At 71.0% G+C, this 17362-nt stretch carries 13 protein-coding genes, 2 tRNA genes and 1 pseudogene; 13 read left to right on the forward strand and 3 right to left on the reverse strand.

Going from position 1 to position 17362, the window contains the following annotated elements; genetic code table 11:
* Window position 1 precedes the first annotated feature (1 nt).
* The gene (locus ABZ939_RS05895; protein ID WP_361849724.1) at window positions 2-1654 is read left to right on the forward strand and encodes a long-chain fatty acid--CoA ligase; all 1653 of its coding nucleotides are present in this window, start codon (window positions 2-4) and stop codon (window positions 1652-1654) included.
* A gap of 253 nt (window positions 1655-1907) precedes the next feature.
* On the opposite strand, the gene ABZ939_RS05900 is transcribed toward ABZ939_RS05895, so the two are convergent.
* Together ABZ939_RS05900 and ABZ939_RS05905 are read right to left on the reverse strand one after the other, a co-directional pair.
* Window positions 1908-5618: a PAS domain-containing protein gene (locus ABZ939_RS05900; RefSeq protein WP_361849726.1), complete on the reverse strand. Its 3711-nt coding sequence runs from the start codon at window positions 5616-5618 to the stop codon at window positions 1908-1910.
* Window positions 5619-5777: 159 nt separating this feature from the next.
* Entirely contained in the window at window positions 5778-6203 is a 426-nt protein-coding gene (locus ABZ939_RS05905; RefSeq protein WP_361849728.1) for an SSI family serine proteinase inhibitor, read from the reverse strand.
* A 211-nt stretch (window positions 6204-6414) separates the two neighbouring features.
* On the opposite strand from ABZ939_RS05905, the gene ABZ939_RS05910 reads away from it, so the two are divergent.
* The 3 genes from ABZ939_RS05910 to ABZ939_RS05920 all read left to right on the forward strand — a co-directional run bounded on the left by ABZ939_RS05910 (window position 6415) and on the right by ABZ939_RS05920 (window position 7651).
* Window positions 6415-6505 (forward strand) — tRNA-Ser (locus tag ABZ939_RS05910).
* Between the two features lie 229 nt (window positions 6506-6734).
* Window positions 6735-6807 (forward strand) — tRNA-Arg (locus ABZ939_RS05915).
* Window positions 6808-7156: 349 nt separating this feature from the next.
* Entirely contained in the window at window positions 7157-7651 is a 495-nt protein-coding gene (locus ABZ939_RS05920) for a signal protein (RefSeq protein ID WP_361849730.1), read from the forward strand.
* 66 nt (window positions 7652-7717) lie between these two features.
* Here the strand turns inward: ABZ939_RS05920 and ABZ939_RS05925 are convergent.
* Window positions 7718-8105: pseudogene (locus ABZ939_RS05925) on the reverse strand (site-specific integrase); the annotation flags it as partial.
* 506 nt (window positions 8106-8611) lie between these two features.
* On the opposite strand from ABZ939_RS05925, the gene ABZ939_RS05930 reads away from it, so the two are divergent.
* From ABZ939_RS05930 to ABZ939_RS05970, 9 genes are all read left to right on the forward strand, one after another.
* Window positions 8612-9025 (forward strand): hypothetical protein, encoded by a 414-nt coding sequence (locus ABZ939_RS05930; protein WP_361849732.1) that lies wholly within the window; start codon window positions 8612-8614, stop codon window positions 9023-9025.
* Window positions 9026-9917: 892 nt separating this feature from the next.
* Window positions 9918-11246, forward strand: a complete 1329-nt coding sequence (locus tag ABZ939_RS05935) for a hypothetical protein (protein WP_361849734.1) — start codon at window positions 9918-9920, stop codon at window positions 11244-11246.
* An 86-nt stretch (window positions 11247-11332) separates the two neighbouring features.
* On the forward strand, window positions 11333-11698 hold the full coding sequence (locus ABZ939_RS05940; RefSeq protein WP_361849736.1) for a PH domain-containing protein: 366 nt from the start codon (window positions 11333-11335) through the stop codon (window positions 11696-11698).
* 128 nt (window positions 11699-11826) lie between these two features.
* Complete coding sequence (locus tag ABZ939_RS05945; protein WP_361849738.1) at window positions 11827-12738, forward strand: Bro-N domain-containing protein; 912 nt, start codon at window positions 11827-11829, stop codon at window positions 12736-12738.
* Window positions 12739-12899: 161 nt separating this feature from the next.
* On the forward strand, window positions 12900-13745 hold the full coding sequence (locus tag ABZ939_RS05950) for a DUF2797 domain-containing protein (RefSeq protein WP_361849740.1): 846 nt from the start codon (window positions 12900-12902) through the stop codon (window positions 13743-13745).
* Window positions 13746-13810: 65 nt separating this feature from the next.
* Entirely contained in the window at window positions 13811-14146 is a 336-nt protein-coding gene (locus tag ABZ939_RS05955) for an antibiotic biosynthesis monooxygenase (protein WP_361849742.1), read from the forward strand.
* The gene (locus ABZ939_RS05960; RefSeq protein WP_361849744.1) at window positions 14133-15032 is read left to right on the forward strand and encodes an amidohydrolase family protein; all 900 of its coding nucleotides are present in this window, start codon (window positions 14133-14135) and stop codon (window positions 15030-15032) included. Before ABZ939_RS05955 ends, ABZ939_RS05960 begins: the two co-directional genes overlap by 14 nt.
* 40 nt (window positions 15033-15072) lie before the next feature.
* A complete protein-coding gene (locus ABZ939_RS05965) occupies window positions 15073-15810 on the forward strand; it encodes a response regulator transcription factor (RefSeq protein WP_361849746.1) in 738 nt (245 codons plus the stop codon).
* Window positions 15811-15817: 7 nt separating this feature from the next.
* On the forward strand, window positions 15818-17338 hold the full coding sequence (locus ABZ939_RS05970; RefSeq protein ID WP_361849748.1) for a HAMP domain-containing sensor histidine kinase: 1521 nt from the start codon (window positions 15818-15820) through the stop codon (window positions 17336-17338).
* Window positions 17339-17362: the final 24 nt, after the last annotated feature.

Genomic DNA, 17362 nt, shown 5'->3' on the forward strand with positions numbered 1-17362 from the left:
CGTGCTGAGCACCATGCAGGACGTACAGCTGACCGTGACCCGCATCCTGAAGCACGGGATGACGATCCACGGGAAGTCACTGATCACCACCTGGACCGGTGAGCCCGAGCCGCAGCGCCGCACCTTCGCGGAGACGGGAGCCCGCGCGACCCAGCTGGCGAACGCCCTGCGCGACGAGCTCGGTGTGACCGGCGACCAGCGTGTCGCCACCCTCATGTGGAACAACGCCGAGCATGTCGAGGCGTACTTCGCGATCCCCTCCATGGGCGCGGTGCTGCACACCCTCAACCTGCGGCTTCCCCCCGAGCAGCTGGTCTTCATCGTCAACCACGCCGCCGACCGGGTCGTCCTCGTCAACGGCTCCCTGCTCCCCCTCCTCGCGCCGCTGCTGCCGCACCTGCCGACGATCGAGCACATCGTGGTCGCGGGCCCGGGCGACCGCTCCGTCCTGGACGGCGTGGCGCCCCGCGTGCACGACTACGACGAGCTGATCGCGGGCCGTCCGACGACCTTCGACTGGCCCGAGCTGGACGAGCGTTCGGCCGCCGCCATGTGCTACACCTCCGGCACCACCGGCGACCCGAAGGGTGTCGTCTACTCCCACCGCTCCATCTATCTGCACTCCATGCAGGTCAACATGGCCGAGTCGATGGGCCTGACGGACAAGGACACGACCCTCGTCGTCGTCCCGCAGTTCCACGTCAACGCCTGGGGTCTGCCGCACGCGACCTTCATGACCGGCATCAACATGCTGATGCCGGACCGGTTCCTGCAGCCCGCCCCGCTCGCCGAGATGATCGAGCGCGAGAAGCCGAGCCACGCGGCCGCCGTCCCCACCATCTGGCAGGGCCTGCTCGCCGAGGTCACCGCCAACCCGCGCGACCTCTCCTCCATGAAGCAGGTCACCATCGGCGGCGCGGCCTGTCCGCCCTCCCTCATGGAGGCGTACGACAAGCTCGGCGTCCGCCTCTGCCACGCCTGGGGCATGACGGAGACCTCCCCGCTCGGCACCATGGCCCACCCGCCGGCCGGCCTGACCGAGGAGCAGCAGTGGCCGTACCGCGTCACGCAGGGCCGCTTCCCGGCGGGCGTCGAGGCCCGGCTGGTCGGCCCCGGCGGCGAACACCTGCCCTGGGACGGCGAGTCGGCCGGTGAGCTGGAGGTGCGCGGCACCTGGATCGCGGGCTCGTACTTCGGCGGCGTCGACGGCGAGCCGATCCGCCCCGCCGACAAGTTCAGCGAGGACGGCTGGCTGAAGACCGGCGACGTCGGCGTCATCAGCCCGGAAGGCTTCCTCACGCTCACCGACCGCGCCAAGGACGTCATCAAGTCCGGTGGCGAATGGATCTCGAGCGTCGAGCTCGAGAACGCGATCATGGCTCACCCCGAGGTCGCCGAGGCCGCGGTCGTCGCGGTACCGGACGAGAAGTGGGGCGAGCGCCCGCTCGCGACCGTCGTCCTGAAGGACGGCGCCACGGCGGACTACGAGGCGCTGAAGGACTTCCTCGCCACCGAGGGCGGGATCGCCAAGTGGCAGCTCCCGGAGCGCTGGGCGATCGTGCCCGCCGTGCCGAAGACGAGCGTGGGCAAGTTCGACAAGAAGGTGATCCGCAGGCAGTACGCGGAGGGCGAGCTGGACGTCACCCAGCTCTGACCCAGCTCTGACGCGGCTCTGGCCGACGCTCGGGCGCGACCTCTGGCTTGAGCACCGACCCGGGCCCCGGCCCGAGCACGACCCGAGTCCTGGCCCGAGCGAGACCCGGGTCCTGGCCCGAGCGAGACCGGGGTCCCCGACCCGGGCCCTGGCCCGAGCGAGACGCGGGCCCCGGCGTGAGCACGACCCGAGTCCTGGCCCGAGCACTGACCCGAGCTCTGGCCCCTCATCGGCACCAACTGGCCCTACGGGGCTAGTTGGTGCCGATCTTTGCGAGCAGGTCGACGATTCGAGCCTGCACCTCGTTGCTCGTGGAGCGTTCCGCGAGGAAGAGGACCGTCTCGCCCGAGGACAGCTTCGGGAGCTCCTCCTCGTCCAGTCCGGCGGAGGTGTAGACGACGAGCGGCGTGCGGTTCAACTGACCGTTCGCCCGCAGCCAGTCGATGATTCCGGCCCGGCGGCGGCGTACCTGCATCAGGTCCATCACCACCAGGTTCGGCCGGATCTGGGCAGCCATCGTGACCGCTTCGGTGTCCGTCGCCGCCCGCGCCACCTGCATGCCGCGCCGCTCCAGGGTCGCCGCGAGTGCCTGCGCGATGTCCTCGTTCTCCTCGATGAGCAGCACCCGCGACGGGTGCTGCTCGCTGTCGCGGGGCGCCAGCGCCTTGAGGAGTACGGCGGGGTCGGCGCCGTACGCCGCTTCCCGCGTCGCCTGTCCGAGCCCGGCCGCGAGCAGCACGGGCACCTCGGCGGCGACGGCGGCCTGGCGGAGCGACTGGAGCGCGGTCCGGGTGATGGGCCCGGTCAGCGGGTCGACGAAGAGCGCGGCCGGGAAGGCGGCGATCTGGGCGTCGACCTCCTCGCGGGAGTGGACGATCACTGGGCGGTAGCCGCGGTCGCTCAGCGCCTGCTGCGTGGAGACGTCGGGCGCCGGCCAGACGAGCAGTCGGCGCGGGTTGTCCAGCGGCTCCGGGGGCAGTTCGTCGTCGATGGGCTGCGGCAGCGGCCTGTTGGCGACCTCGACCGCCCCGCCGGGACCGTCGAGCGGCTCGGGGCCCTCGGCGGCGCCCTCGGCGGGCGCTCCTATGGCGTAGGCACGGCCCTCGGGGGCCGCCGGAGCGAGCGGGGCGAGCTTGGACTGTGGGTGCGGCTTCGCGACCGGTTCCGCCGAAGCCGCAGCCGCAGTCGAAGCCGAAGTCGGCGCCGAAGCCGGAGTCTGAGTCGAAGGGTGAGCCGGGGCCCCGGCCGGGGCCGGAGTCGCTGTTACGGGCGCGGAGGCCGGGACCGGACGGTCGCCCTCGGGCGGGGTGGCGAGCTTGCGCCGCCGCCCGGAGCCGTTGCTCTGGCCGGTCTGCTGCTGTACCCCGCCGGCCTGCGCACCGCCGGCCTGCGCACCGCCGGTCTGCGCACCGCCGGTCTGCTGCGCACCGTTCTGCTGCACGGCGATCTGCTGGGCGAAGGGCACGCCCTGCCCGAGCGTCCGGACGCTGAAGGCCCGCCCGTTCTGCGTCGCGTCCTTCGGCGCGGCGGGTGCGGGGACCTCCGGAGGCAGCGGTACGGATCCGGTGCCGGTACGCGTCTCGTCGGCGACGCCGGGCCCCCGGCGACGACCGGTCGGCGCCGCGGGCAGCGGGTGGGGTTGTGGCGGCGTGTGGTCGGCGTCCGGCGCCGACCGCGCGGCGTCGTGCTGTCCCTCGTCGCTGACCGGCATCGGCTGGGGGAGAGGCATCGCCTGCGGTGCGGGCATGGGCTGCGGTGCGGGTACGGCCTGCGGCTGGGCCTCCGGAGCGCGGTCCGCGTCGGCCGGGGGCAGCGCGAACGGCGTACGCGGCCCGGCCTCGGCAGCCGCGGTCCGCTCCTGCGCGGCCAGCGCCCGACGCGCCCGCCGGCCGGTGGGCCGGTCCTCGGTCGCCTGATCGCCACTCGCCACCGCGGGCAGGGCCGCCCGGGCGAGGGCGGTGGCCTCGGCGGGAGCGCCCTGGGCGGGTACGGGAACGCCCTGGGGCGGAACGGCGTCCCCGAGCGCGGCACGTCCCTGCGCGCCTTCGGCGGCCGTCACGACAGAGCCCTCGGCGGGCCGGCCGCGTCGGCGCCCGGTCGGCTCGACGCCACTGGTGGCGCCCGCGCTCTGGGCGGGGATCAGCTCGGCGGGGGCGGCCGGAGCCTCCTCCGTACGGCCGCGGCGACGGCCGGTCGGCTCGACAGCACCAGCATCCGGGGCCACCGCGCTCTCCAGGAAGGCATCGGTGGACGCCCGCCGGGCGCGCCGTCGTCCGCCGCCCTGGGTGTCCGAGGCCTGCGCGGGCAGCGCGAGCGCCCCACCGGCCTGAGCGCCGTCGGACTCGGGCTGCGGTTCGGGGGCGGGCGGCGCGGCCACCGTGCCCTTGCCGGCGCCGAGCGGCACCTCCAGGACGTAGGCGCTGCCGCTCGTCCCCGGCACCTCGTGCGTCTGCACCACACCGCCGTGCGCGGCCACGATTCCGCGGACGATGGGCTGGTGGACCGGGTCGCCGCCGGCGTACGGCCCGCGCACCTCGATCCGTACGACGTCGCCGCGCTGCGCCGCCGCCACCACGATCGTCGAGTCGGCGTATCCCGCGCCCGGCACGACCCGGGCCTTGCCGGTGGAGTCGACCCCGGCCACGTCCGCGACGAGATGCGCGAGCGCGGTCGCGAGCCGTGCCGCGTCCACCTCGGCCTCGATCGGCGGCGCGTGCACGGCGAACTGGGCCCGGCCCGGCCCGATGAGCTCCACGGCCCCGTCGACACCCGCGGTGACGACCCCGTCGAGCAGGACGACGGACTTGCCGAGGGTCTCGGCGCCGGCGTTCAGCCGCTGATAGCCGAGGACGTTGTCCACGAGGGTGGTCATCCGGGCGTACCCGGCCGCGAGATGGTGCAGGAGCTGGTTGGCCTCCGGCCACAGCTGGCCCGCGTCGTCGGCGGCGAGCGTGGAGAGCTCCGTACGCAGCTCCTCCAGGGGCCCGCGCAGGGACTCGCCGAGGACGGCCGTGAGCTGCTCGTGCCGGGCGGCCAGGGCCTCGTACCGCTCCTTCTGCCGCTCCGCCTCCGTGGCGTGCTTCTCGGTGAGTTCGGCGAGCTCGGCGGCGTGCTTCTCGGTGAGGCCGGCCAGCTCGGCCGCGTGCTCCTCGGTGAGCTGCTCGTACGGCCGGCGGTCGGTGAAGGTCATCACCGCGCCGACGAGCTGGTCCCCGTCCCGTACCGGCGCGGTCGTCAGGTCGACCGGCACCCGCGAACCGTTCTTCGCCCACAGCACCTGTCCGCGGACGCGGTGCTTGCGCCCCGACTTGAGAGTGTCGGCGAGCGGCGAGTCCTCGTACGCGAACGGTTCGCCGTCCGCCCGCGAGTGCAGGATCAGCGGGTGCAGCTCCTTGCCGCCGAGATCGCTGGCGCGGAAGCCGAGGATCTGCGCGGCGGCGGGGTTGACGAGGACGACCCGCCCGTCGGTGTCCGTGCCGACGACTCCCTCGGCCGCGGCGCGCAGGATCATCTCGGTCTGGCGCTGCGAGCGGGCGAGTTCGGCCTCGGTGTCGAGCGTGCCGGTGAGGTCGCGGACGACGAGCATGAGGAGCTCGTCGCCGGTGTAGGCGGTGTACGAGTCGTATGCCTCGCGCCCGTCCTCCAGGCTGGCGCTCGTCACCTCGACGGCGAACTCGCTGCCGTCGGTACGCCGGGCGATCATCCGGGTCGGCTTGGTGCGGCCCTGCTCGTCGGCGCCCTCGGGGCGCCGCATGGAGCCGGGGATCAGCCGCGAGTCGAAGCCGGGCAGCAGATCGAGCAGCCCGCGCCCGACGAGGGCGGTGCCGGGGGTCTCGAACATGCCGAGGGCGATGGTGTTGGCGTTGACGACCGTGCCGTTGCAGTTGACGAGCACGAGGCCGTCGGGGAGGGCGTCAAGTATGGCTGCGAGGCGAGCAGCGCCTCGGGATGGCCTGCTGCTCACGACGACGCTTCCTCCCTGACCCACTGCACCTTGCCCGGCTGGCCGGCCCCATCTTGCCCCTCGGGCCGCAGCCTGTCACTGGAAGGAGTCTAAGGGCAGCCCAGGTGGTCCCGGGGGGAGGTCTCATGCCCCCGGCAACATCCGAACGTCATCCTCACCTCATCCCCGCACGCGGGGTAGTACGGGCTCCAGGTTCTCCCAGCGGTCGATCTCGCACCCGTCGGCCCGGGAGAAGCGGGCGTCGACGGCGCGTCCCCGCCAGTCGCCGGTGACGCGGGCGAGGACGGGTCCGCCGTACTTCTGTGCGCAGAGGGCATCCTTGGCGACCGGCTTGAAGGGGTCCTTCCCCTCCTTCGCGAGCGTGGCGAGGCGCGCGCAGGCGCGGGCGGCGGCCGGGTGGTCGCCGCCGGGCGTGCCGTCGCAGTCGAGCCGGTACGTACCGTCGGCGCCCGGGTGCCCGCTCTTGCTGATCGTCACGGTGAGCGCGTCGGGCGCCGACAGCAGGGGGAGCGGCGGCACCGGCCCGATCCCGGCGGCGCCCGCGGCGGTGGTGGCGAGGGTGGCGAGTACGAGGCGGCGCAGCATGCGAACTCCAGGGAGACGGGTGGGGGCCGTGGGCTCGGGCCCGACTCCTCTAACGCTCCGTACTGCCGTTCGTTGCGCAACCGGGATGGGCCGAGGGGCTTTGCTCTCGGCCCCGGAGGGCTAGTACGGTGAGAAGCGATTGGTGACGCGCGGCTCGCCTGTGTCATCATCTGCACGCACCACTCGCGCCCGCGCGGCGCGCGAGGTGCATGGAGGCGTCGCCTAGTCCGGTCTATGGCGCCGCACTGCTAATGCGGTTTGGGTCTTAAAGCCCATCGAGGGTTCAAATCCCTCCGCCTCCGCCCCACCCCGAAGCCCCGGCCCACACGGCCGGGGCTTCGGCCGTTTCCGCTCCTGGTGGGCCCGCAGGGGTCACCCGACCGGCGGACAGGGCGAAGCCAGGGAGAAGCCCCCAGGTGGCGTTTTCGCAGGTCAGAGGGGGTCTGGCTAATGGATTTCGCGCTACGGCGCAGGTCATGTAATGTTGTCCACGCAACGCCGACCGGCAAGAAAAAAAGCCGGGAAGCACAAGCACTCGTAGCTTAACGGATAGAGCATCTGACTACGGATCAGAAGGTTGCAGGTTCGAATCCTGCCGAGTGCACAGCCTGAGAGGCCCCGGACGAGAGTCCGGGGCCTCTTGCGTTGGGCGGTACAGCAGTGAAGTACAGCAACGGGGCTCACCCGGGAGCCCGGTCCCGCCCGTGGATAGGGTGTCCGCTCATGTCGCGCTGGCTATGGAGACAAGGCGGCGCACACGGTGGGGAGGGGCTCGTATGAGGTTCAGGGCTGGATTGGCAGGGATGACCGCCGTAGTGCTGGCGGCGTTGGCGGGGTGCGGGACGAAGACCACCGCAGCCCCGGTGGATGTGGTGGGGCAGGCATCGGCACGGCCTGCCGCCCCCGCGTCCTCGGCGACGGCGACAGCGACGGCGAACGCTCGCCTCTCTCGCGTGGAACTGCAGGGCCGATGGTGGACATGGGCAGCGTCGGAGCCCGAGGTGACCAACCCTGTTGCCGACCAGGACGGAAGTGAGTGCGAGCGCAACCAACCGCAGGATGTGTGGTTCCTGGCTGGGACCTTCGGAAGTCAGGTCGAGCGCGTGTGCGCCGTTCCCGGCGGTCGTCCCATCGCTTTCCCCGTCGTGAATCTCATCGGAGACCGTTCTGACTGTGCGGCCTTCATTTTCAGGGCGGAGGGGACGGTGCTCCTGGACGGCAAGGCGGTCGAGCCGTCGACCTACACAGGCGACTCGATCACGGTGGAGAGCGCTCAAGGCAACGCGGTCACCGGAGAGGAAGGCCGCTTCATAACGACGGGGTGCGGCTTGTGGGTCCAACTGCCCCCGCTGGCTCCCGGGACGCATTCACTGGCGATCCGCGGGCAGTCGGGTGACTTCTCGACCGGTGTGGACTACACGCTGACTGTCGCGGCCTCATCGAAGTAGGCCAGCGTAAAGCGAAGACCTCGGGGACGCTCCACGGGGTCTTGCGCTGCGGCGGCTTTGGGCGGCTCAGCCGGTGCCGCGCATTGCGTCGGACAGCTTGCCGATAGCGGATCGAACTTCTTCCTCGCTCGCCTCGGCGTAGACCTCCATCGTCATCGCGCTCTGTGAATGCCGAAGGATGCGCCACCTTCGGGTGGACCTTGAGCGCGACCAGGAGCGAGTTGCACGTGTGCCGGGTGTTCCGGAGCGGGATCGCGCGGAGGCCGGCGCGACGGGCCTGCAGGGCGCACATCCGGGTCAGGTTCCTCGGCTCGATCGGGGGGCCGTGCTTCGTCGTGAAGACGAGCCCGCGGGTGTCCTGCCACAGCTCCCCGGCGGCCTTCTGGTCCCCGAGCTGCTGAGCACGGCGCATCCGGAGCGCCTTGAGACAGACAGCGGGCAGCGGCAGGAAATCGCACCCGGCTTCGCGTTCCGCTCCGCCGGGCGGGCTTCCCGGCTCCGCCCGGGGCGCCGCTCCTGCCTTCTGCCCGCTCCGCGCGCGCTGCGCCGACGCCCGCCCCTGCAAGGCGGGATAGGCCCAAGGGCATGAGTCGAGCCCCAACGGCCCGCGGTTCCGTCTGTCACCGACATGCCTCCGGCGGGGGCGCTCAGGCTCCGGGATGGCGGGGGCTCCGTACGCGGGTGCCGGCAGACGGGATGGGAGTTGGGGGCCAGGGTGGATACAGGTGGAAGTTCTGGCCAACCGATGGGCCACCCGCTGATCTGGAGGGGCACCCGTTCAGCGGTACGCACTGCAGTAGCTGGACGGGATCCTCGTGACTGTGTGACTGGATCACTGCAGCCTTTGGCCTAGGGGGCGCCCTTATTGGGGCGGCCCTATCGTTCATTGCCACCATTTATCAGCAGAAGAAATCCGCGAGCGCGCGGCGTGAGCTGGCGGAGACTGACGCGGTCGCCTCATTGGCGAGCGAGCTGATCCGAATCCGCCACCACTTGAGCATTATGCCGGATGAGTTCAATAACGTCCGCGGCAGAGACCGCATCGCGTGGACCGGGACCATGGCGGCGGCCAAGCATAGCGAGTGGAACGCTACGTTTGATGACTTCTTTGGTCCGGCCGAGGTGGCTGCCCGCTCTCTCCGCGATGAAATTCTGCGGACTCGCCTGCTCGATGTCCTCGAAATTTTGGGCTTCTGGTGGGCCCTGAATACATTCGAGCCCGGCTTGATGAACCGCAACTCCATGCGAGAGGCCGTCAGGCATGCACTGGAATGGTTAGGAGCCTGGCAGCGCCAAGAAAGGATCCCAAACCCCAAGCCACCCTTCACTCAGATGCGAGAGCTGTGGAACCAGATTCAGAAGGATCAGCCCTAGGTAGACGAGTTGAACGTGAAAACCTGGGCGGCAGCTCCACGGTCGCGTCCCACACGCGTGCCAGATCGGGCGGGGACGCACGGGGAACGAGGGGTATCGGCGAGGCCCGCACTCTGGCGCAACGCCCCATGCCCGTACGCAGGTTGGGCCAACAATGGGTCTACCGCTCTCCTAAAAGCGGTGGTTCCCTGACAAACCGGGGCCAGCTGGCGCAGGCCACCAGTGCGCTGCCGTCCTCGGTGAGGAAGAGCAGGGAGGTCCATGTCCGATCGGCAGTATCGATCAGCCCTGTGCGCACGGGCTGGCCATGTTCGCGGACGAGCTGCACTGCTCGTTCCAGCCCAAGAGGTTCGAATCCGTGCATCCGCATGCGCTGAAGTCGGCGCTTGAAGACTCCAGCATGCGCGCCAGCGGGTTGTGCCCGGTCTCCCACGCTGTAGGTGGCGCCGCTGCGGAGGAGGGCCAGAGCTATCACGGACGCCTCGTCGTCACCAGCCAACAGCGATTCCAGCACATGCCGTTCCATGGTCACCCCCGTCTGGATCCTGCGGTACAGCAGCCAGGTACCGCAACCCCAGCAATCGCCCGCGTCCGGTAGGGCCCCTCCGGGGCTCGGTAGCGGCCGGAATAGCCGTCACTGACCGAACCCGCTAGAGCTACGGATCAGAAGGTTGCAGGTTCGAATCCTGCCGAGTGCACAGCCTGAGAGGCCCCGGACGATTGTCCGGGGCCTCTTGCGTTGGGTCCCTGCAGCGGCGACGCAGCGCCGGCGTCCGGCGGAAACTCGCGGGATCGATGTCGCAGCCGTGCGATAGGAATGCCGTTGAACCGCGACCGCCACCGCAGAGCTGTGGAGGGGCGCGGTCTTTCGACGCATCCCTGGGGGGATTTGATGTTCAGAACACGCGCGGCCTGGGCCGCCGTCGGCGCCGCCGCATTCCTGTTGGGCGGCACCACGACGGCGCACGCCGCCGAGGGGCAGGCTCCGGACGTCCGGTGGGCGAGCAGTGTCTCGGACGACCTGGGCACGCTGGCCGTCGGCATCGGCTCCGACAGTGCCATCACGGGGATCAGGGCCCGGATCGTCTCCGCCGCCACGCAGCAGGAGGTCGCCGTCGTGGAGAACGACGCGTTCGGCCTCGCCTCCGGTACCCCGGACAACGGCGTGTGGCACACGAAGCAGCCGCTGAGCCTTGCCGAGCTGGGGCAGTACACCGTCCATATCGAGGCCACGGACGCCGACGGCGACCGCATCACGAAGAACTCCGCGGGCACTCTGGCCTACTACGTCGCGGCGGTGCTCGAGGACGTGCGCACGGATCGCACGGAGATCGACATCGACCACCGTCAGGTGCGGGTGGACGGAGTCCTGAAGGGCCGCTGGCCGGCAACCCGGGAGCTGAAGCCCCTGGTGGACCACCCGGTGGACCTCGACGTCGACTACTGGACGGAGAACACCGTCCGCACAGACGCGGAGGGACGTTTCTCCGGCACGGTCACCGTGAACTCCGTGGCGCCGGTCCAGGCCGTCTACCGGTACGTCAACGAGCGCCCGTCCGTGCTGTACGGCGAGGCCGCGCCGATCCAGATCGACGTCCGGCAAGCGGCCACGCGCTGGGTCGTCCAGAGTCCGGCGGAGGCCCGGACGATCGACTTCGGACAGGAAGTCACCCTCACGGCGACGCTGGAGCGTGAGACCCCGCAGGGCTGGATGCCCTTCGCGGGCCAGAGCGGTGGGGTGCTCTTCGAGCCTTCCGCCGGCGGTCAGTCGGCCGGCGTCGGCTACTTCACCACGGGTGAGGACGGCAAGGTCACCTTCACCCACGCGCCGTACGAGACAGGCACCTTCCGCGTGTCGTCGCACAGCGACGACCCGTTCGTCGCCCCCGCCTCCACGAGCAGCGCCCAGATCAAGGTTCTCCGCGCCTCGGTCTTCACCTCGTTCTCGGCCACTCGCACGCAGGACCGCGGCGTTCACGTCGAGGGTGCGATGGACTTCCCCGACGGCTGGACGCCCGCCACGATCCCGGTGCACATCCAGTTCTCCCGTGACGGCGTGAAGTGGACGGACCTGGTCACGACGGAGGCCCACTGGTCCGGCAGCGGCCACGCGTTCTCGGCCGACATCGCCGATGCGCGGCGCGGATACTTCCGCGCCCACTTCGAGGCGACCGACTCGTTCCGCGGGGCGACGTCGAACGTCGTGAAGGCGAGCCGCTGACCGGGTTCGGAAGGCCCGGGGCGGCCGAACGTCCGTGCGGGATAAAGTCTGAAGATCGTTCTCTCTTCTGATCGTGGGGGTTGGGTATGGCGCTGTTCGGGAACGCGCACAAGATCGATCCGGCGCAGGCGCAGCAGGAGTACGCGCGACTGCTCGGCCAGGGGGAGCAGATCCACGCCGCGTATCTGCTGATCCGCGACACCATCTTCTTCACCGACCGCCGGCTGGTCCTCGTCGACAAGCAGGGCATCACCGGCAAGAAGGTCGAGTACCACTCGATCCCGTACCGGAGCATCACCCACTTCGCCGTGGAGACGGCCGGCACGTTCGACCTGGACGCCGAGCTGAAGATCTGGATCTCCGGCAACTCCGTCCCCGTCCAGAAGACCTTCACCAAGGGCGTGGACATCTACGAAGTGCAGGCGATCCTGACGCAGTTCGTCGCGCGGTAGTCCTACGGGCGCGAGGAGCGTGAGGCCCCCGGGGTTCCCGGGGGCCTTCTCTTTTGGGTGAACGTCCCCTGATTTCATGACAATTGAATATGCCATCGGCCTAGCTTCCCCCGTGGAGGTGATGCTCGATGGACGAGCAGTACAGGCAGGACGAGCAGTACGGGCAGAAGAAGGACGCGATCGACATCAACGACTTCGTGTACGCGGCGACGGGCGCGCGTGTACGGAGGCTGACGATGCCGGACGGGACGCACTGGTTCCCGGCCGTCGATGCCGCCAGGCATCTGGGATACGTGAACACCCGCCAGGCGGTTCTCGCGCATGTGGAAGAGGGACGCCAGCGAGTGCTGGGCGATCTTGCAAGCGCCGTCTGTGGAGCAGACGCCGCCCGCAACATCGCAGGTCACGGGCTTAAGAAATCAATGAAGGTAGTGGACCTGCAGGGCCTGGTCCAGCTTGTCAACGCCTGCACCAAGCCCGAGTGCGCCCCCTTCAAAGCCTGGGTCTCCGACGTCATCGCCACCATCCAGCGTGACGGTTCCTACGCCCTCGAAGCGTCTCCCGTGCACTCCGGATACGTCATGCCCCAGGCCGTCGCCGACATCCTCGTGCGGCTCGAGGAGCGGAACCTGCGGATGGACGAGGAGTTCGCCGCTCGTGAGAGCGAGCGCATCGCGCTCATGCGGGAGACCAACCGCTCGCAGCAGGCCGCCGCCCAAGCGCTCTCCCGCATCGCCGACTCCCTCGAGCAGCTAGCCGTTCCCGCCCAGCGCACCCGGCCCGCGATGACCCCCCAGGAGCTCCTCGCCTCCTGGCAGGCCGACAGCCTCGCCGTCACCGGTGACGTGCACGCCGTCGCCGCGTATCTCGCGCCCGCGCTCGTGCGCGGTGGGGCGCGGTATCGGCTGGAGGAGATCGCGCAGCGGACCGGGCTCGCTGTCGAGCGCGTGCGGGACTGCGTCGGGCTGCTCGTCGAGCGCGGGTGCATGCGGCAGAGCGGGGTCGCCGGCGACGGGGCGAGGATCTTCGTGCTGCCCTAGGGCCTGCCCGGCGGATCATGGCCGGGTCCGCGGGACAGGCCCTGGTCGGCCCCCGGCTGCCGTGGGGGACTGCCAGCCCCCGGCTGCCCTAGCGGACTGCCAGACTGGGCAGCCGACGACAGAGGGGGTGGAGCGAGCACGTGGTGTGGCGGTGTGCCGGCATGCGGTGGAGCGGGGGTGTGCCCGGGCTCCGCTGGGAGGGCGGCCGGGTGTCCGTGCTCGCGTACGGGCAGCAGATCGCCTTCCGGGCCGTCGGGCAGCGGCTGTGTCCCGGGGCCAGAGGGAACCCCTGCCCCCTCGCCGCGACCGTGCCCGCCCGCGCCACCGGCGGGCAGTGCCCCGAATGCGCGCGGCTCGACCGGGCCCACTCGGTCGCCGCCGACACGATCGCCGACGATCCGCGGACGTACCGCGTGTACCTCGCCTGGTTCGGGCCCGGGATGACCAAGGTCGGGATCACCGCCGAGGAGCGGGGCGACGCCAGGCTCCTGGAGCAGGGGGCCGTCGCCTTCAGCTGGCTCGGGCGCGGGCCGCTCATGGCCGCCCGGCGGACCGAGGAGCTGCTGCGGCACGCCCTGAAGGTGCCCGACCGGATCCCGTACGCCCAGAAGCGCGCCGTACGGCACGCCCTGCCCGCCCCCGACGCGCGCCGCCGGGAGATCGAGGAGCTGTACGGGCGGGCCACCGGGCTCGCCGGATGGGCCGAGACCCTGGAGCGGCTGGAGTTCCGGGCGTACGACCACGGTGAAGCGTTCGGGCTCGAGGGTCTCGCCCCGCTCTACGGAACCGTCACCGAGCTCCACGACGAGGGTGTCGTCGCCGGGCGTCTGCTCGCCGCCGCCGGGCCCGACCTGCACCTTCTCGACTCCGAAGGGCGCTGCCTCGCGCTCGACACCCGTCTCGTCCGCGGATGGCGGCTCGTCGCGGCGGACCCCGGCGGGACGTCCGTCACCGTGCTCGTGAAGAAGGCGAACAACGACGTCCAGGACGGACTGTTCCCGGAGTAAAGACTTGGATCCCTTCCGGGGATCCGTATGGACACGCCCCGTCCGGCCGGCGCAGGGTGATCCACATGACCCCGAACCTGGTGGCGGGCCTCGAACCGCCTTACTACACCGCTGTCTTCACCTCGATCCGTCCCGACGCCCCCGAGGGATACGCCGAGACCAGCGCCCGTATGCAGGAGATCGTCAAGGGCCTCCCGGGCTTCCTCGGCTACGAGGCCGCCCGCACGCCCGGCGGCATCGGCATCACCGTCGCCTACTTCCGCGACCTCGAGTCCCTGGACGCCTGGCGGGACAACGCCGAGCACCAGGAGGCCAAGCGGCACGGCCGGAAGCACTGGTACGAGAGCTACAGCGTCCACATTGGGAAGGTCGAGCGGAGTTACGGCTTTGACAAGGGATGACGACCCCCGGGAGTTCGTCCGGCGGCTCGGGATTCCCGGGCTCGTCGACGTCCACACCCACTTCATGCCCCAGAACGTCCTCGACAAGGTCTGGGCGTACTTCGACGCCGTCGGCCCTCTGACCGGCACGGAGTGGCCCATCACCTACCGCGAGGAGGAGGACCGCCGGGTCGACCTGCTCCGCGAGTTCGGCGTCCTCGCCTTCACCTCGATGCTCTACCCGCACAAGGCCGGCATGGCCCCGTGGCTCAACGGCTGGGCCGCCGACTTCGCCGCCCGTACGCCCGGCTGTCTGCACACCGCCACTCTCTACCCGGAGCCGGACGGGACCGCGGCCGGATACGTCCGCCGGGCGATCGACGGCGGGGCACGCGTCTTCAAAGTGCATCTTCAGGTCGGGGACTTCGATCCCAACGATCCGCTCCTCGACGAGAGCTGGGGCCTGATCGCGGAGGCCGGCGTGCCGGTCGTCATCCACTGCGGCTCCGGGCCCGCCCCCGGGAAGTTCACCGGGCCCGGGCCCGTCGGACGGCTGCTCGCTCGCCATCCCCGGCTGCGGCTGATCATCGCGCACATGGGGATGCCCGAGTACGCCGACTTCCTCGACCTCGCCGAGCGGTACGACGGCGTCCACCTCGACACCACCATGGCCTTCACCGACTTCGGCGAACGCTTCGCGCCCTTCCCCGTCGCCGAACTCCCGCGGCTGCGTGATCTCGGGGACCGGATCCTCCTCGGCTCCGACTTCCCGAACATTCCCTATCCGTACGCCCACCAGCTCCACGCCCTCGAACGGCTCGGGCTCGGGGACGACTGGATGCGCCGGGTGCTGTGCGCGAACGGCGCCGCGCTCTTCCCTCAGGTTTCTCAGGGAATTCACAGGTAAGGGAAAGGGGCCTCTCAGTACGCCCGGCGAGCGTGGCCGTATGACTGCGACCAAGCCCCGCGGGCGTACCGACATGCTCCGGCCCGACGGCTCTGCCGTCCGCGTTCTCGTCGTGGACGACGAGGCGTCGCTCGCCGAGCTCCTCTCCATGGCCCTGCGGTACGAGGGCTGGCAGGTGCACAGCGCGGGCGACGGGGCCGGGGCCCTGCGCGCGGCGCGGGAGTTCCGGCCCGACGCGGTGATCCTCGACGTGATGCTGCCCGACATGGACGGGCTCTCCGTGCTCGGGCGGCTGCGGCGCGAGCAGCCGGACGTGCCGGTGCTGTTCCTCACTGCCAAGGACGCCGTCGAGGACCGTATCGCCGGTCTGACGGCGGGCGGCGACGACTACGTCACCAAGCCGTTCAGTCTGGAGGAGGTCGTGGCGCGGCTGCGCGGGCTGATCCGGCGTTCCGGCGCGGCGCAGGCGCGCAGCGAGTCGCTCCTCGTCGTCGGGGATCTGACCCTGGACGAGGACAGCCACGAGGTCACCCGCGGTGGCGAGTCGATCCATCTCACCGCGACCGAGTTCGAGCTGTTGCGCTACCTCATGCGCAATCCGCGCCGGGTGCTGAGCAAGGCGCAGATCCTCGACCGGGTCTGGTCGTACGACTTCGGCGGCCAGGCCAATGTCGTCGAGCTGTACATCTCCTACCTGCGGCGGAAGATCGACGCGGGGCGGCCCTCCATGATCCACACCCGGCGCGGGGCGGGCTATCTCATCAAGCCGGGGGAGTAGCACGCAGATGCGCCGACCCCGCTCCTGGTCGCTCCGTACCCGGCTCGTCGTCTCCGCCGTCGCCCTGATCGCGATCGTCGCGGCCGTGATCGGGACGGTGACGACGATCGCGTACCGCTCGTACCTCTACGACCAGGCCGACGGGCAGCTGCGGAACGTGTCGGCCCGGGCCATGGGCCCGCCTCCCTCCCTGCGCGCCACCGCCCAGGATCCCGGCCGCGACCCGCTCGCCTTCGTCCTCGGGCCCGGCGCCCCGCTCGGTACGGTCGGCGCGGTGGTCGTGGACGGCGGCACGCTGGGCGAGGCCGACCGTTTCGCCGAGGTCGAGCAGGACGGGTACGGGCCGAAGGACACCAGCAGCCCGCTCGACGAGGCGCAGCGCGCCGCCCTGGCCACCACCCCGCGCGACGGCCGGCCGCACACCGTCGAGCTGCCCGGCCTGGGCGACTACCGGGTGGAGTACGTCTCCGGGGGCAACGGCGACTTCCTCGTCGGGCTGCCGCTGAGCGAGCTCCAGGGCTCCCTCTCCACCCTGATCCTCGTCGAGGTGAGCGTGACCGGAGCCGGCCTCGTCGCCGCCTCGCTCGCCGGCGGCGCACTGGTCGGGATCGCGCTCCGGCCGCTGCGGCGGGTCGCCGCGACCGCCACCCAGGTCTCCGAACTCCCCCTCCACAGCGGGGAGGTGGCCCTCCACCACCGGGTCGAGGAGGCCGATCCGCGGACCGAGGTCGGGCAGGTCGGCGCGGCCATCAACCGGATGCTCGACCATGTCCACTCCGCGCTCCACTCCCGTCAGCAGAGCGAGACACGGGTACGGCAGTTCGTCGCGGACGCCAGCCACGAGCTGCGCACGCCGCTCGCCTCGATCCGGGGGTACGCGGAGCTGACCCGGCGCGGCCGGGAGGAGTGCGGGCCCGACACCCGGCACGCGCTGGGAAGGATCGAGTCCGAGGCGACCCGGATGACGGGTCTGGTGGAGGACCTCCTGCTCCTCGCCCGGCTCGACGCAGGACGCCCGCTCTCGTACGAGAGCACCGATCTCGTTCCCCTGGTCGTGGACGCGCTGTCCGATGCCCGCGCGGCCGGTCCCGATCACAAGTGGCGGCTCCACCTCTCCGGCGAGGGCGGGGTTCCGGCGACGGTACGCGGCGACGGCGCCCGTCTTCACCAGGTCCTGGTCAACCTGCTGGCGAATGCCCGGACCCACACGCCACCGGGCACGACCGTCACCGCACGCGTGCGCGCGGAGGACGGCCGCGCCCTCGTCGAGATCGAGGACGACGGGCCCGGCATCCCGCCCGAGCTCCTCCCCTCCGTGTTCGAACGGTTCGCGCGGGGAGACGCCTCCCGCTCACGGCACGCCGGCAGCACGGGGCTCGGCCTCGCCATCGTCCGCGCGGTCGCCACGGCCCACGGTGGGGACGTCGACGTCACCAGTGTCCCGGGGCGGACCGTCTTCGTCGTGCGTCTGCCGCTCGACGCGCAGTCCGACTCACAGGCGGGGCACAGGCTCATCACACAGCCGTGACAGCGGGCCCGGCGAGTGTCTGTG

The organism is Streptomyces sp. NPDC046712 (assembly GCF_040645695.1).
Lineage (GTDB): Bacteria > Actinomycetota > Actinomycetes > Streptomycetales > Streptomycetaceae > Streptomyces.

What these genes read in the sequence shown, in the direction of transcription:
- ABZ939_RS05950 (WP_361849740.1), top strand. Translation starts at nt 12,900, where the DNA reads ATGCGGTGGAGCGGGGGTGTGCCCGGGCTCCGCTGGGAGGGCGGCCGG.
- ABZ939_RS05965 (WP_361849746.1), top strand. Translation starts at nt 15,073, where the DNA reads ATGACTGCGACCAAGCCCCGCGGGCGTACCGACATGCTCCGGCCCGAC.
- ABZ939_RS05935 (WP_361849734.1), top strand. Translation starts at nt 9,918, where the DNA reads ATGTTCAGAACACGCGCGGCCTGGGCCGCCGTCGGCGCCGCCGCATTC.
- ABZ939_RS05940 (WP_361849736.1), top strand. Translation starts at nt 11,333, where the DNA reads ATGGCGCTGTTCGGGAACGCGCACAAGATCGATCCGGCGCAGGCGCAG.
- ABZ939_RS05945 (WP_361849738.1), top strand. Translation starts at nt 11,827, where the DNA reads ATGGACGAGCAGTACAGGCAGGACGAGCAGTACGGGCAGAAGAAGGAC.
- ABZ939_RS05955 (WP_361849742.1), top strand. Translation starts at nt 13,811, where the DNA reads ATGACCCCGAACCTGGTGGCGGGCCTCGAACCGCCTTACTACACCGCT.
- ABZ939_RS05905 (WP_361849728.1), bottom strand. Translation starts at nt 6,203, where the DNA reads ATGCTGCGCCGCCTCGTACTCGCCACCCTCGCCACCACCGCCGCGGGC.
- ABZ939_RS05970 (WP_361849748.1), top strand. Translation starts at nt 15,818, where the DNA reads ATGCGCCGACCCCGCTCCTGGTCGCTCCGTACCCGGCTCGTCGTCTCC.